This window comes from Cupriavidus sp. 94F1 (genome assembly GCF_057798875.1).
In genome coordinates, this window is sequence record NZ_JBYOJT010000013.1 from 44025 (window position 1) to 59344 (window position 15320).

The 15320-nt window shown below is 65.8% G+C and carries 14 protein-coding genes; 9 read left to right on the forward strand and 5 right to left on the reverse strand.

All coding sequences use genetic code 11. From position 1 onward, the window contains the following. Positions 1-11: 11 nt before the first annotated feature. Together hemB and yihA are read right to left on the reverse strand one after the other, a co-directional pair. Positions 12-1010 (reverse strand): porphobilinogen synthase, encoded by a 999-nt coding sequence (gene hemB, locus AC3FJ6_RS23785; protein WP_153949086.1) that lies wholly within the window; start codon positions 1008-1010, stop codon positions 12-14. A gap of 286 nt (positions 1011-1296) precedes the next feature. Next, on the reverse strand, positions 1297-1980 hold the full coding sequence (yihA, locus tag AC3FJ6_RS23790; RefSeq protein WP_400394735.1) for a ribosome biogenesis GTP-binding protein YihA/YsxC: 684 nt from the start codon (positions 1978-1980) through the stop codon (positions 1297-1299). Positions 1981-2308: 328 nt separating this feature from the next. Between yihA and AC3FJ6_RS23795 the strand changes: the two genes are divergently transcribed. From AC3FJ6_RS23795 to msrQ, 8 genes are all read left to right on the forward strand, one after another. After that, the gene (locus AC3FJ6_RS23795; protein WP_153949088.1) at positions 2309-2968 is read left to right on the forward strand and encodes a c-type cytochrome; all 660 of its coding nucleotides are present in this window, start codon (positions 2309-2311) and stop codon (positions 2966-2968) included. A gap of 195 nt (positions 2969-3163) precedes the next feature. Continuing rightward, a complete protein-coding gene (locus AC3FJ6_RS23800; protein ID WP_488773996.1) occupies positions 3164-5416 on the forward strand; it encodes a cytochrome c biogenesis protein ResB in 2253 nt (750 codons plus the stop codon). Between the two features lie 106 nt (positions 5417-5522). After that, positions 5523-6746: a c-type cytochrome biogenesis protein CcsB gene (gene ccsB / locus AC3FJ6_RS23805; RefSeq protein WP_488773997.1), complete on the forward strand. Its 1224-nt coding sequence runs from the start codon at positions 5523-5525 to the stop codon at positions 6744-6746. 197 nt (positions 6747-6943) lie between these two features. Further along, positions 6944-7369: a COG4315 family predicted lipoprotein gene (locus AC3FJ6_RS23810; RefSeq protein ID WP_400396963.1), complete on the forward strand. Its 426-nt coding sequence runs from the start codon at positions 6944-6946 to the stop codon at positions 7367-7369. A 34-nt stretch (positions 7370-7403) separates the two neighbouring features. Then, positions 7404-7937: an RNA polymerase sigma factor gene (locus AC3FJ6_RS23815; RefSeq protein ID WP_488773998.1), complete on the forward strand. Its 534-nt coding sequence runs from the start codon at positions 7404-7406 to the stop codon at positions 7935-7937. Next, the gene (locus tag AC3FJ6_RS23820) at positions 7937-8767 is read left to right on the forward strand and encodes an anti-sigma factor family protein (protein ID WP_488774059.1); all 831 of its coding nucleotides are present in this window, start codon (positions 7937-7939) and stop codon (positions 8765-8767) included. Before AC3FJ6_RS23815 ends, AC3FJ6_RS23820 begins: the two co-directional genes overlap by 1 nt. Positions 8768-8874: 107 nt before the next feature. Next, positions 8875-9885: a protein-methionine-sulfoxide reductase catalytic subunit MsrP gene (gene msrP, locus AC3FJ6_RS23825; protein ID WP_488773999.1), complete on the forward strand. Its 1011-nt coding sequence runs from the start codon at positions 8875-8877 to the stop codon at positions 9883-9885. Continuing rightward, positions 9885-10586, forward strand: coding sequence for a protein-methionine-sulfoxide reductase heme-binding subunit MsrQ (msrQ, locus tag AC3FJ6_RS23830; RefSeq protein ID WP_488774000.1), 702 nt, complete (start codon positions 9885-9887; stop codon positions 10584-10586). The genes msrP and msrQ overlap by 1 nt, the downstream gene beginning before the upstream one ends. A 60-nt stretch (positions 10587-10646) precedes the next feature. On the opposite strand, the gene lysA is transcribed toward msrQ, so the two are convergent. Next, positions 10647-11909 (reverse strand): diaminopimelate decarboxylase, encoded by a 1263-nt coding sequence (gene lysA / locus AC3FJ6_RS23835; RefSeq protein WP_153949096.1) that lies wholly within the window; start codon positions 11907-11909, stop codon positions 10647-10649. 14 nt (positions 11910-11923) lie between these two features. Beyond that, the gene (lptM, locus tag AC3FJ6_RS23840) at positions 11924-12175 is read right to left on the reverse strand and encodes an LPS translocon maturation chaperone LptM (RefSeq protein WP_254776063.1); all 252 of its coding nucleotides are present in this window, start codon (positions 12173-12175) and stop codon (positions 11924-11926) included. A 132-nt stretch (positions 12176-12307) separates the two neighbouring features. Between lptM and cyaY the strand changes: the two genes are divergently transcribed. Then, entirely contained in the window at positions 12308-12643 is a 336-nt protein-coding gene (gene cyaY, locus AC3FJ6_RS23845; RefSeq protein ID WP_488774001.1) for an iron donor protein CyaY, read from the forward strand. Positions 12644-12721: 78 nt separating this feature from the next. Here the strand turns inward: cyaY and AC3FJ6_RS23850 are convergent, their stop codons facing one another. Continuing rightward, positions 12722-15100, reverse strand: coding sequence for a penicillin-binding protein 1A (locus AC3FJ6_RS23850; protein ID WP_488774002.1), 2379 nt, complete (start codon positions 15098-15100; stop codon positions 12722-12724). Between the last annotated feature and the right edge of the window lie 220 nt (positions 15101-15320).

Consider the following 15320-nt stretch of genomic DNA (forward strand, 5'->3'; position numbering starts at 1 on the left):
GCGTCGGCCGGTCAGCCGGCGGCCTTCAGCAGGCGCGCGGCATCGCGGGCGAAGTACGTGAGGATGCCGTCGGCGCCGGCGCGGCGGAATGCCAGCAGCGATTCCATCATGACCTTGTCGTGGTCCAGCCAGCCGTTCTGGGCGGCGGCCTTCAGCATCGCGTATTCGCCACTGACCTGGTAGACGTAGGTCGGGTAGCGAAACTCGTCCTTCACGCGGCGCACGATGTCCAGGTACGGCATGCCCGGCTTCACCATCACCATGTCGGCGCCTTCCATGATGTCCTGGCCGACTTCGCGCAGCGCCTCGTCGGTGTTGGACGGGTCCATCTGGTAGGTCATCTTGTTGCCCTTGCCCAGATTGGCGGCCGAGCCGACTGCATCGCGGAACGGGCCGTAGAAGGCCGACGCGTACTTGGCCGAGTAGGCCATGATGCGCGTGTGGATGTGGTTGGCCTCTTCCAGCGCGGCGCGCACGGCGCCGATGCGGCCGTCCATCATGTCGGACGGCGCGACGATATCGACGCCTGCTTCGGCCTGCACCAGCGCCTGCCTGACCAGGATGTCGACGGTGATGTCGTTGATCACATAGCCGTTGTCGTCCAGCACGCCGTCCTGGCCGTGGCTGGTGTACGGGTCGAGCGCCACGTCGGTCAGTACCCCGAGTTCGGGGAAGCGGTCCTTCAGCGCGCGCACGGCGCGGGGCACCAGGCCTTCCGCGCGCGTGGCCTCGATGCCATCGGGCGTCTTGAGCGACGGATCGATGACCGGGAACAGGGCGATCACCGGGATGCCCAGCTTCACGCAGTCTTCGGCCACCGGCAGCAGCAGGTCCACCGACACGCGCTCCACACCGGGCATCGACGCCACGGATTCGCGCCTGTTCTGGCCGTCCAGAATGAACACCGGATAAATCAGGTTATCGGGCGACAGGCGGTTCTCGCGCATCATGCGGCGCGAGAAGTCATCGCGACGCATGCGGCGGGGACGGTACTCGGGAAACGTGGACATGGCGGAATCGGGGGAGGAGAAAGTCGTGGACGGATGCGTGGCACACGTCACCGCAGCGGGCTGCGGGCAATGAAGAAACGCTTGCGCCAAAAGAAGAAAGAACTTTTGTGCTTGCCCGCTATCATACTCGCGGACACTCTGTGTTGCTTCGCGCAGCGCGGTGTCCCCCGCTACTCCTCCCTGAGCGGGTACCCGCCCTGAACCGGTGGGAAAGTTCGTCCCCGTTGCTTGCAACGGGGCTTTTTTTTGGCCGGTCCGGATGCGGATGCGTGGAAGTCGGGCGTACCTACGCCTGCGGGGCGCCAGCCGGCGCCTCGGGTGCCTCGGGCGGCTGCGCTTCGGGCAGCGCCAGCCATCCCGCCACCACGCGCTGGGCTTCCTCGATGCCGCGCCGCTTCAGGCTTGAGAACAGCTGCGCGGTCATGGCCGGCGGATTGTCCATCTGGGCCGCATAGTCGGCCAGCATCCGCTTTGTTTCGCGCAATGCCGTGGCATTTTCGCTATTGGTCAACTTGTCGGCCTTGGTCAGCAGCACGTGGATCGGCTTGCCGGTGGGCAGGAACCACTCGACCATCTGGCAATCGAGGTCCGTAAACGGGCGGCGCGCGTCCATCATGAGGATCAGGCCGGCCAGCTGGGTGCGGCTCTGGACGTAGTCCGACAGCAGGCCCTGCCAGTGGTACTTGGCGCTGCCGGAGACCTCGGCGTAGCCATAGCCCGGCAGGTCCACCAGGAATCCGAGCGGGTCCGGCGCCTTGACCGGGGCCACGGTGAAGAAGTTGATATGCTGCGTGCGGCCCGGCGTGCGGGACGAGAATGCCAGCCGTTTCTGGCTGCACAGCGTGTTGATCGCCGTCGACTTGCCGGCGTTGGAACGCCCGGCGAACGCCACCTCGGGCACTGCCGTGGCCGGCAGGTCGCGCAGATGGTTGACGGTATTGAAGAAACGGGCCTGCTGTAGAAGGGACATGCGTGATTACTTGGAGCCGGCGGACAGGGCGCTGGCAAGGGGCCAGTGCAGACGTCGCCACAGACACTGACCTAAGTCAATCCGGAAAGCGATTTATTGTACAATAACCCGGTTTACGGTCTCCTGAGCGGGTGACGTGTGGCATCCTTGCCGGATGTCATCGGCGAACTCTGAAATTGGGTCGGGAATATTGTCCCCGATCAAGAATAGGACGTCGCGCATACGCGTTTCCAGCTCCTGCCCCATGGCGCTTCCTCACCGCCGGCAGGGGACAAAGGCGACCGGCATGCATTACGGTGTTCATAACAAAATCTGACAAGGTGTAAGGATGAACCGCATTGCGAAACTTTTGGGAGTCATGGCGCTGGCAGTTCCGCTGGGCGCAATGACAGGGCTGGTATCTGCCGCAGAGCAGGCCGCCGCCAAGGCGGATCCCGCCAAGGGCGAGACGCTTTACACGCAAGGTGTTCCCGATCGCAATGTCCCGGCATGCTTCTCCTGCCACGGCACCGCCGGCAACAGCACGGCTGCCGTCAATCCCAAGCTGGCTGGCCAGCAGGGCGATTACGTTCACAAGCAGCTCGCCGATTTCAAGGCCAAGTCGCGTGACAACCCCATCATGTCGCTGTACGCCCAGGCGCTGAGCGACCAGGACATGAAGGACATCGGCGCCTACCTGGCCAAGCAGCAGCTCAAGCCTGCCACGGCCAAGAACAAGGCGACGATCGAGGAAGGCCAGAAGATCTACCGCGGGGGGATCGCCGCCAAGGGCGTGCCGGCCTGTGCAGGCTGCCACGGGCCGACCGGCGCCGGCATTCCGGCCCAGTATCCGCGCATTGGAGGCCAGTATTCCGAGTACACCGAAGCGCAACTGGTGGCGTTCCGCCAGGGCACCCGAAAGAACAATTCGGTCATGAGCACGATTACCGCCAGGATGTCGGATGCCGAGATCAAGGCGGTGGCGGATTACGTCGCCGGCGTCCGTTAAGTCGTATCAGGCCTGCATGTCCGGCGCATCCCTCGGGGGATGAACCGGACGCGTGGGCAACAATCGAAGAGGGTGGCCTGCTTGCCAAGCATGTCCACCCTTTTTCATTTTGAGCGGCACCACATCGCGTCACATCGGCGCGCAACCCTGGCGCCAACCCTATTGGCGCCACACGGCTTTCAGGCTTTACCGCACATGTCGACCCCATCCACTTCAGGGCTGCACCTGAAGACCCAACACCGCGTGCTGCGCGATGCCGTCGAGCTGCTGTCCTCGATGCGCTTCGCGATCACGCTGCTGACGGTGATTGCGATCGCCAGCATCATCGGCACCGTGCTCAAGCAGAACGAACCGTACCCGAACTACGTGAACCAGTTCGGGCCGTTCTGGGCGGACCTGTTCCACGCGCTGTCGCTGCAGAAGGTGTACAGCTCGTGGTGGTTCCTGCTGATCCTGGCATTCCTGGTGATCTCCACGTCGTTGTGTATTGCGCGCAACGCCCCGAAGATGATCGTCGACATGCGGTCGTGGAAGGATCATGTGCGCGAGCGCAGCCTGCGGGCGTTCCATCATCGCGGCGAATATGAGGCGCCGCGCGGCCGTGCGGAAGCGGCAGGCCGCCTGGGTGCGCTGCTGCGCAACCGCGGATACCGCGTCAAGCCGGTGGAACATGACGGCGCGACGCTGCTGGCCGCCAAGGCGGGCGCTGCCAACAAGCTGGGCTACATCCTGGCGCACACGGCCATCGTCGTGATCTGCGTGGGTGGCCTGCTGGACGGCGACATGCTGATCCGCGCCCAGATGTGGTTCGGTGGCAAGACGCCGATCGCCGGCAACGCCATCATCAGCGAGATTCCTGCCAGGCACCGGCTGTCGCCCGCCAACCCGGGATTCCGCGGCAATGCGTTCGTGCCGGAGGGAGCCACCGTCTCCACGGCCATCCTGAACATCGCCGATGGCGCGCTGGTGCAGGACCTGCCGTTCACGATCATGCTCAAGAAGTTCACGGTCGACTACTACTCCACCGGCATGCCCAAGCTGTTCGCGTCGGATGTGGTCGTGACCGATCGTGCCACGGGCAAGCGCACCGAGGCGACGATCAAGGTGAACGAACCGCTGATCGTCGATGGCGTGGCCATCTACCAGTCCAGCTTCGAGGACGGCGGCTCGAAACTGAAGTTCGTCGGCTATCCGATGACGGGCACCAGCCATGGCACTTTCCCGATCGCGGGCACGGTGGGTGGCAATGTGGCGCTGACCGGCACCGGCACGGCTGCCGACCAGGACAGCCTGACCGTCGAATTCAGCGATTTCCGGCAAATCAACGTCGAGACCGTGACCGATGCGTCGGGCAAGGCCGATGTGCGCGGGGTGGCGCGCAAGTCGTCGCTGGGTGCGCTGGAGCAGCATCTGGGTGCGGCGGCCAGCCTGGACAAGGACAAGAACCTGCGCAATGTCGGCCCGTCGGTCCAGTACAAGCTGCGCGACCGCACCGGCCAGGCGCGCGAGTTCAACAACTACATGCTGCCGGTGCAACTCGACGGCCAGACCGTGTTCCTGGCCGGCATGCGCGATTCGCCGAGCGAACAGTTCCGCTACCTGCGTATTCCCGCCGACGACCAGCGCAGCGTGGCCGACTGGATGCGCCTGCGCGCCGCGCTGCAAAGCAGTGCCATGCGCGGCGAGGCGGCGCGTCGCTTTGCGGCGGTGTCGATGCCCGGCGACGACAAGGCAACGCTGCGCAAGCAACTGGCCGAAAGCGCCCAGCGGGCCATGGACCTGTTTGCCGGCGCCACGCGCGCGTCGGCCGATGCGCCCCCCGGAGGCTTCACCGCGATCGCGGCCTTCCTCGAAAAGTCGGTGCCGCAGAGCGAGCAGCAGAAGGCGGCCGACGTCCTGCTGAAGATTCTCAATGGATCGATGTGGGAACTGTGGCAACTGGCACGCGAGCAGGACAAGCTGCCCGTGATCCCCAACGACGCCCAGAGCGGCCAGTTCCTGCAGCAGGCCATCAACGCGCTGTCGGACAGTTTCTTCTACGCGGCACCCGTATTTCTGCAGCTCGACGACTTCCAGGAGGTCAAGGCCAGCGTGTTCCAGATGACCCGTGCGCCGGGCAAGAACATCGTGTATCTTGGCTGCCTGCTGCTGGTGCTGGGCGTGTTCGCGATGTTCTATATCCGCGAACGCCGCGTCTGGATCTGGATCAAGGACAAGCCATCTGACGACGCCGGAAACTCCGCTGGCAGCCATGTGCTGATGGCCATGTCGACGCAGCGCCGCACGATGGATTTCGAGAAGGAATTCGTCACATTGCGCGACGATGTCGGCCGTGCCGTGGGCGCGGAAGTGACGCCGGTGCCAGCGGATGGCGCCTCGCCGATGCCGCCGCCGGCACCGCAATCCGATGCATCAGGGCCCGATGATAGGCAGAGGCCGTCGCTATAGTAGAAAGAGGGCTTTCCGGCGGCCGGAAGTAGAAGAATCCCGGCCTGCCGCGCCACGTTGATACCGCAGACATTACAGGTGCATCGCACCGCAGAGCAGGAATGCCATGTCCTCCAATCTCAACCACGCCTCCTCGGGCCTGAGGCAGCGACAAAATGCCGCAGCCGGCAATGTGTCGCACGACCCGGTGCAGCTCGAAGCCGATTTCCTCGAACCGTCCTTTCTGCGCCGCCTGACCTGGGTTGAATGGGCGTTTGCCGTGCTGCTGGTGTTGGGCGCCGGCTTTGCGCTGACGCGCTATGGCCACTGGATGAACGTGTACGACAAGGCCGTGCTGATTGCCGCCGTCCCCACGTTCGCGCTGCTTGGCTGGCACTGGAAGGCAGTGCGGCCGCTGATGGTCGGCATCGCGGTGCTGTCGCTGCTTGCCATCCAGATGTACCAGGGCAACCTGGCGCGCGCCGAGCAGGCGTTCTTCCTCAAGTACTTCCTGTCGAGCCAGTCGGCCATCCTGTGGATGAGCGCCCTGGTCTTCCTGTCGACGATGTTCTACTGGGTCGGCTTTGCCTCGCGGTCGGACACCGGGTCGAGCCTTGGCAGCAAGCTGTGCTGGGCGGCCGTGGTGCTGGGCTTTACGGGCCTGATGGTGCGCTGGTACGAGTCGTACCTGATCGGCGCCGATATTGGCCATATTCCTATCTCGAACCTCTACGAGGTCTTTGTTCTCTTCACGCTGATCACGTCGCTGTTCTACCTGTACTACGAGCGCCGCTACGCCACGCGGGCGTTGGGGCCGTTCGTGATGCTGGTGGTGTCCGCGGCGGTGGGCTTCCTGCTCTGGTACACGGTCACCCGCAACGCGCAGGAGATCCAGCCGCTGGTGCCGGCACTGCAAAGCTGGTGGATGAAGATCCACGTCCCGGCCAACTTCATCGGCTATGGCACGTTCGCGCTGGCGGCGATGGTGTCCGTGGCGTACCTGCTCAAGCAGCGGGGCATCCTGGCGGAGCGGCTGCCGTCGCTGGAGCTGCTCGATGATGTGATGTACAAGGCCATCGCCGTGGGTTTTGCCTTCTTCACGATCGCCACGATCCTTGGCGCGCTGTGGGCGGCCGAGGCATGGGGCGGCTACTGGAGCTGGGACCCGAAGGAAACCTGGGCGCTGATCGTCTGGCTGAACTACGCGGCATGGCTGCACATGCGGCTGATGAAGGGGCTGCGCGGTACGGTGGCAGCCTGGTGGGCGCTGGTCGGCCTCCTGGTCACCACCTTTGCGTTCCTGGGGGTGAACATGTTCCTGTCCGGCCTGCATAGCTACGGCGAACTCTGATTCGCCAGCCGTCTCCGGGATTCCAAAAGCCTGTCCTTGCGACAGGCTTTTTGTTTTTCAATGAGGCTTAAACTGCACGTGAAGCGAGAAGGCGCCACTTTTTTTCGGTCCAAAGGGAATAAGGACGTCACATCCGGTGTTTACTGAAGGGACACGGTGCCGACGGTCGGCACCGCCCCGGAGAAGGAGACCTGAAGATGAATACTCGTCACACTGCTGCATCCGTACTTCGCCCGCTCGTTATCGCCGCTGGCGCCGCAACGGTCCTGCTGGCCGGCTGTTCCAGCATGGGCATGGGTGGGGCCGGCGAAATGCCGCCGACCGTCAAGGTGACCAACGGCGTGTTGACCGATCCGCAGGGCCTGACGCTCTACACGTTCGATCGCGACCCCGCCAACGGCGGCAAGAGCGTCTGCAACGGCATGTGCGCCACCAACTGGCCGCCGCTGCTGGCGGAGCCGGGCAAGACGGCGTCGGGCAGCTACTCGGTCATCACGCGTGACGACGGTACGCGCCAGTACGCCTACAAGGGCATGCCGCTGTACCGCTTTGCCAAAGATGCCAAGCCGGGCGACCGCACTGGCGACAACCTCAACAACGTCTGGCACGTGGCGAAGCCCTGATTTTTCGGGCGCCTGAACGCAAGGCAACCCGGGCATGGATGGATTCGAGCGCCAACTGGTGGCGCTGGCGCCGCGGCTGCGGCGCCACGCGCGCGGCCTGACCGGCGACGCCGTGCTGGCCGACGATCTGGTGCAGGACACGCTGGAGCGGGCCCTGCGCTACCGTTGGCGATTCCGCCTGCGTCCCGGATCGCTCTGGGGCGACGGTGCCGACGGCCTGCTGCCCTGGTTGCTGACGCTGATGCACCGGTTGCGCCTGAACGGGCTGCGCCGCGCGGATCTGGTAAGCGTGACCGACGAACCGCCGGACGTGGCGGCGCCCGGCGACGACCCCGGCCTGCGGCGCGACCTGATCAGGGCGCTGGCCGCCTTGCCGGAGGCCCAGCGGGCCGTATTGCTGCTGGTCAGCCTGGAGCAGTTTTCGTATGCGGAAGCGGCCCAGGTGCTTGAAATCCCGGCCGGCACGGTGATGTCACGCCTGAGCCGTGCCCGTGAACAGATGCGCCGCCTGCTCGACGGCGGCGCGAAGGACGTTGCGGCGCCGAATGTGCTGCAACGGGTGAAATGATGAGCCCCCAGACGCCGGTGAGCGAAGCCGATCTTCACGCCTATGCCGATGGCCAGTTGCACGGTCCGCGCCGCGCCGCGGTCGAGGCCTTCCTGGCGGCCGATGCCGAGGCGGCGAGCAAGGTGGAAGCCTGGCGGCAGCAGGCCGCCGCGCTGCACGCCGGACTGGATGGCGTGCTGAACGAGGCCGTGCCGCTGGCGGCGCTGCCGCGCGAACTGCACGGCCAGGGCGGCCGCGCGACCACGGCGCGCCTGGCGTGGCCGCTGGCGTTGGCTGCCAGCCTGTGTGCGCTGGTGGCGGGTGCCGCCGGCGGCTGGTACGCCCGCGATCATGTCGGGGCCGATGCCGTGGCCGTCGCGCCGATGGAGCGTTTTGCGCGCGAGGCGCTGGCCAGCTATGTGGTCTATGCGCCCGAGGTCAGGCACGTCGTCGAAGTGCCCGCCAGCGACGAGGCCCATCTGGTTGCCTGGCTGTCGAAACGGCTCGGTGCATCGTTGCAGGTGCCCGACCTCCACCCGCAGGGATTCCGGCTGATTGGGGGGCGCCTTGGCGCTTCGGAGGGCGGCCCGATGGCCATCCTGATGTACGAGGACGACGCTGGCACGCGCGTGTCCCTGCAACTGCGCCGCATGGCGCAGGGCACGCCCGACACCGCATTCCGGCTCGAACGGCTGCCGCCGCGCACGCCGGCGCGAAATCCCGCCGGACACCCCACCATGGCGTTCTACTGGGTCGATCGCGATCTCGGCTTCGCCCTGGCGGGTCCGCTGGAGCGCGATCGGCTGCTGGCACTGGCCCAGGTGGTCTACCAGCAATACCAGCGGGGATAGCCCGGGCACATGACCTTCCGTCTGGCCGGTCGATATCCGGGTCGGCTCCGCACCTTCCCGCCGCTTTTGATGTCCAATGCTGCAAGTCCTACCCAACGCTGTGAAACATGCTGATTCCTTCCCCCAAATGGTTGCGCGGTGACGATGTCGCCGCGTCGGAAATCACGCCCGAACCGTTGTATCGGTCGCGCCGGCGCCTGCTGACGATGGGCGGTGCCGCTGCTGCAGCGGGCCTGGCTTCGCCGTGGTTCTCGCGCCAGGCTTTCGCCCAGGAAGCGCCAGGCAAGCTGCCGAAGCTGCCCGCCACGCTCAACAACGCCTATGCCGTGACCGAAAAACGTACGCCGTACACGGACGTCACGACCTACAACAACTTCTACGAGTTCGGCACCGACAAGTCCGACCCGGCCCGCAACGCCGGCACGCTGCGGCCGCGCCCGTGGCAGGTGGCCGTGGAAGGGCTGGTCAAGCATCCCAAGGTGTACGACCTGGACGAACTGCTGAAGATCGCGCCGATGGAAGAACGCGTCTACCGCCTGCGCTGCGTGGAAGGCTGGTCGATGGTGATTCCGTGGATCGGCTATCCGCTGGCCGAGCTGATCAAGCGCGTCGAACCGCAGCCGGGGGCGAAGTTCGTGCAATTCATCACGCTGGCGGACAAGAAGCAGATGCCCGGCCTGAGCAGCGGCGTGCTCGACTGGCCGTATAGCGAGGGCCTGCGCATGGACGAGGCGATGCATCCGCTGGCGCTGCTGACGTTCGGCCTCTATGGCGAGGTGCTGCCGAACCAGAACGGCGCGCCGGTGCGGATGGTTCTGCCGTGGAAATACGGCTTCAAGAGCGCCAAGTCAATCGTGAAGATCCGCTTCGTCGACAAGCAGCCGCCCACCAGCTGGAACCTGGCCGCCGCCAACGAGTACGGCTTCTATTCGAACGTGAACCCCGACGTCGATCACGCGCGCTGGAGCCAGGCCACCGAACGCCGCATCGGCGAAGACAAGGGCGGCGGCGGGTTCTCCGCGCTATTCGCGCCCAAGCGCAAGACGCTGCCGTTCAACGGCTACGGCGCGCAGGTGGCATCGCTCTACCAGGGCATGGATTTGAGGAAGAACTTCTGATGGCCGAGCGCGATCCGCGCGCGGCGGCGCAGGCACGCACGCCCCGGGGCAGCCGGCCCGGGCCCGGCGGTCTTGCCATGCTTGCGCCTGCGCGCGTGAAGACGCTGAAGGGGCTGGTCTGGCTGCTGGCGCTGCTGCCGTTCCTGCGGCTGATGTATCTCGGGGCGACCTCGCAGTTCGGCGCCAATCCACTGGAATTCGTGACCCGGTCCACGGGGACGTGGACGCTCGTCATGCTCTGCGTGACGCTGGCCATCACGCCGCTGCGCCGGCTCACGGGCTGGCACTGGCTGCTGCGCCTGCGCCGGATGCTGGGTCTGTTCACGTTCTTCTACGCGGTGCAGCATTTCCTGCTCTGGCTGGCCGTGGACCGCGGGTTTGACGTGGCTTACATGATCAAGGACATCGGCAAACGGCCATTTATCACGATGGGGTTTGCGGCGTTCATGCTGATGATTCCGCTGGCCGTCACGTCGACCAATGCCATGGTCCGCTGGCTTGGCGGCAAGCGTTGGCAGGCGCTGCATCGGTCGATCTACGCCATCGCCGTGCTGGCCATCCTGCACTACTGGTGGCACAAGGCCGGCAAGCACGATTTTGGAGAAGTTTCGATCTACGCGGCCGCGGTATTCGTGCTGCTGGCCATGCGGATCTGGTGGTGGTTGCGCAAGCCGCGCGCCGCCGCCGTGGCCACGCAATAGAAAAAAGGGCGACACCAACGATGTCGCCCTTTCCTTATTTTTCGGCTTGCGCTGGCGCGGTCAATCCTTCAGCAGGCGCTCGGTGCGGAACAGGTCCGCCGGCAGTTCGCGCTCGCGCACCAGGTGCACCGTGTCGCCATCGACCATCACTTCGGCCGCGCGGCCGCGCGTGTTGTAGTTCGAACTCATCACGAAGCCGTAGGCGCCGGCCGACATCACGGCCAGCAGGTCGCCGGGCTGCACCGCCAGCGCGCGGTCGCGGCCGAGCCAGTCGCCCGATTCGCATACCGGACCCACCACGTCATACGTGACGGCAGTGTCGGCACGCGGCGCCACCGGCTCGATGCGATGGTAGGCCTCGTACATGGCCGGTCGGGCCAGGTCGTTCATTGCCGCATCGACGATGCAGAAGTTCTTGGCCGCGCCGGGCTTCAGGAATTCCACGCGCGTCAGCAGCGCGCCGGCGTTGCCCACCAGCGAACGGCCCGGCTCGAACAGCACTTCGCGATGGCCGTGGCCGCGTGCGGCCACGCGATCGATCAGCGTCGTGGCAAAGCCGGTGATGTCCGGCGGGGTCTCGTCGTCATAGGTGATGCCCAGGCCGCCCCCTACGTCGATATGTTCGAGCTTGATGCCCTCGGCCTCGAGCGATTCCACCACGTCGAGCACCTTGTCCAGCGCCTCCAGGTATGGCGCCACTTCGGTGATCTGCGATCCGATATGGCAATCGATGCCGGTCACTTCAAGGTGCGGCAGCGCGGCGGCGGCGCGGTAGGTGGAAAGCACGTCCTCGAACGCCACGCCGAACTTGTTGCCCTTGAGGCCGGTTGAGATATAGGGGTGGGTCTTCGCGTCGACGTCGGGGTTGATGCGCAGGGACACGCGGGCGCGCTTGCCCAGGCGGCCGGCCACCGCGTTCAGGCGATCCAGTTCCGGAATCGATTCCACGTTGAAGCCGCGCACGTCGTGCTCGAGCGCCAGCGCCATGTCGGCTTCGCTCTTGGCCACGCCCGAAAACACCACCTTGCGCGGGTCGCCGCCGGCGGCAATCACGCGCAGCAGCTCGCCGCCCGACACGATGTCGAAGCCGGCGCCCAGCTTTGCGAACACCTGCAGCACGGCCAGGTTGGAGTTGGCCTTGACCGCGTACTGCACGTGCGCGTTGCGTCCCTTGCAGGCGGCGGCATACGCGTTGTACGCCTTGGTCAGCGCCGCGCGCGAATAGACGTAGGCAGGCGTGCCGAATTCGGCGGCAATGCGCGCCAGCGGTACCTGTTCGACGGTCAGGGTGCCGTCTTCGCGGCGATGGAAAAAATCATTCATGGTCTGGCATGCACTCAGCGTGCGGAGGGGGCGGAACTGCCCTTGGCGGGCTCGGCGACGGCGGGCGTCGATGTGGCGGGCTCGCCCATCGGACGCGCCGCGGGCGGGGTTGCGCCCGGCTGGCCCAGGCCCGGATCGGCCACCGTGGGCGGCGTGGGCTCGGGCGGTACGCGGGGCATATAGAGCGGGCCGCGAATGCCGCACCCGGCAAGGGGCATCGCGAGCAGGGCGGCAAAGGCCGATACAATCGCACCACGACGCAGCATCGGGGAGTCCTTCATTGTCTGGATGGCTTTCGGATGGCTGTGGAAAGCGCACGGCTTTCCCGTTTTCCATCAATCTGATTTGCCGGTCCGAATGCCCGTGGAAACGGGCTGCCGGCGGCCTTGGAGTGTAGCATGCCCCCCCTCAACGAGACCGAGTTCCTGGCACTGGCCGGCGCGGCCCTGGACAAGCTGGAAGCCGATATCGAAGCGGCTGCCGATGCCGCCGACGCCGACGTGGAAATCAACCGTACCGGCAACGTGATGGAACTGGAGTTCGAGGACGGCTCCAAGATCATCGTCAACAGCCAGGCGCCGATGCAGGAACTGTGGGTGGCGGCCAAGGCCGGAGGCTTCCATTTTCGATACGATGGCGCCCGCTGGGTGGACACGCGCAGCGGCGCCGAGCTGTACGCGGCGCTGTCCGGCTACATGAGCCTGCAGGCCGGCACCACGCTGACGCTGAAGTAAGCCCGCGCGGCCCAACGAAAAACCGGCCGCCAGGGCCGGTTTCTTGTTGCTGGGAAAGGTTGGCAGGCCAGCAGGCCGTCAGGCGCCGCCGAACATTTCCAGGATCTTCTTCTTTTCCTGCTCGGTATCCTGCGGCGGACGCGAGCTTTCTTCCGGCTTGCCCGGCCACGGATCGCCCAGGCCCACCGACGCCACGCCGGCGCCGGCCGCGTTCTCTTCCAGCGTCCAGTCGCCGGCCGCCATCACCACGCCCTCCGGCGGCTGGCGGTCCGGGCTCTCGGGCACACCCTTGAGCGCCTTGCCCATGTAGCCGACCCAGATCGGCAGCGCCAGGCCACCGCCCGTTTCGCGTACGCCCAGGCTCTTGGGCTGGTCGTAACCCATCCACGCGATGGCCACCAGCTTGGGCGTGTAGCCTGCAAACCAGGCATCGACGGCGTCGTTGGTGGTACCGGTCTTGCCCGCCAGGTCATTGCGGCCCAGGCGCTGCTTGGCCGGATTGGCCGTGCCGCTGCGCACCACTTCACGCAGCATGCTGTCGGCGATGAACGCGGTGCGGGCGTCCAGCACACGCACGGCGTCTTCGCCGGCCTTCTGCGGATGGGTCTCGGAAATGACCTTGCCGCGCGAGTCTTCCACACGCTGGATCAGGTACGGATTCACGCGATAGCCGCCGTTGGCGAAGACCGAATAGGCGCCCGCCATCTGCAGCGGCGTCACGCTGCCGGCGCCCAGCGCCATCGGCAGATAGGCCGGATGCTTGTCGGCCTCGAAGCCGAAGCGCGTGATGTAGTCCTGGGCGTACTGCGTGCCGATGGCGCGCAGGATGCGCACCGACACCAGGTTCTTCGACTTGGCCAGGGCGCGGCGCATGGTCATCGGGCCTTCGAACTTGCCGTCGTAGTTCTTCGGTTCCCAGACCTGCCCGCCGGTGTCCGGGCCGATCGTCAGCGGTGCATCATTGATCACCGTGGCCGGCGAGAACCCCTTTTCCAGCGCCGCCGTGTAGATGAACGGCTTGAAGCTGGAACCGGGCTGGCGCCAGGCCTGCGTCACGTGGTTGAACTTGTTGCGGTTGTAGTCGAAGCCGCCCACCATCGAACGGATCGAACCGTCCTCGGGGCTCAGCGAGATAAACGCGGCGGCCACTTCGGGCAGTTGCGTCACCGACCACGTGTTGTCCTTCGGGTCCTGCGTCACGCGGATGATCGCACCCGGACGGATCTTGACCTTCGGCTGGGCACTGGCCGACAGCGACGGCGCGATGAAGCGCAGCGCGGTGCCTTCGATGGTGGCCACTTCGCCGGACAGCAGCGTGGCCTTCACCTGCTTGGGCGACACGCTCGTCACCACGGCGGACCGCAGGTCGTCGCTGCCCGGATGCTCCACCAGCGCGTCGTCGATGGCCTGCTCGCGGTCGGCCGGATCGGACGGCAGGTCGATGAAGGCCTCGGGGCCGCGGTAACCGTGCTTGCGCTCGTAGGTCATGATGCCGTTGCGCACGGACTCGTAGGCGGCGTCCTGGTCGGCCTTGTTCAGCGTGGTGTAGACGGTCAGGCCGCGCGTGTAGGTCTCTTCGCGGTACTGCGCGTACATCAGCTGGCGCACGATTTCGGCCACGTACTCGGCGTGCGTGGAGAATTCGTTGCCCTCGCTGCGCACCTTCAGTTCCTCGCGCACGGCCTGGTCATACTGCTCGGGCGTGATGTAGCGCAGGTCGCGCATGCGCTGCAGGATGTACTCCTGGCGTACCTTGGCGCGGCGCGGATTCACCACCGGGTTGTAGGCCGACGGGGCCTTCGGCAGCCCGGCCAGCATCGCCGCCTCTGCCGGGGTGACGTCCTTGATCGACTTGCCGAAGTACACGCGCGCGGCGCTGGCGAAGCCGTAGGCGCGCTGGCCCAGGTAGATCTGGTTCATGTACAGCTCGAGGATCTGGTCCTTGGTCAGGTTCGCCTCGATCTTGTACGCCAGCAGCATCTCGTAGATCTTGCGCGTGTAGGTCTTCTCGCTCGACAGGAAGAAGTTGCGCGCCACCTGCATCGTGATGGTCGATGCACCCTGCGACAGGCCGCCACGCAGGTTGGCCAGCCCGGCACGCATCACGCCGACGAAGTCCACGCCGCCGTGCTCGTAGAAGCGGTCGTCCTCGATGGCCAGCACGGCCTTCTTCATGACGTCGGGGATCTCGGTGATCGGCACGAAGTTGCGGCGCTCTTCGCCAAACTCGCCAATCAGCACGTTGTCGGCCGTATAGATGCGCAGCGGAATCTTCGGCCGGTAGTCGGTGATGGTGTCCAGCGACGGCAGGTTGGGGGCGGCCACGACCAGCGCATAGCCAACCAGCAGCGCCACGGCGACGACGCCGGCAGCAAGCAGCCCGAATACCCAGAACGCGATGCGCGCCCACAACGGACGGCGGACGGGAAGGGACGGCTTCTGTTGTGCTGTGGCCATAAGGGTTTACCTAACAAGAGTGCCCGGATTATATCGTCGGTACCAGGCCGCTCCCGCGGGCCAGTGGCGCGAAAGTCGCTACCGTGCTGTTACAAGATGTAATGCCGTTGAGATCAGTCTGTCACGGGCTGCAGGACGCAGGCGTGGCGCGGGCTGGCGGGCGATGCCTCAGGGAGGGGTGCGCGTGGCGGGTGCGAGGGCAAGCTGGCGTGCCCGGATC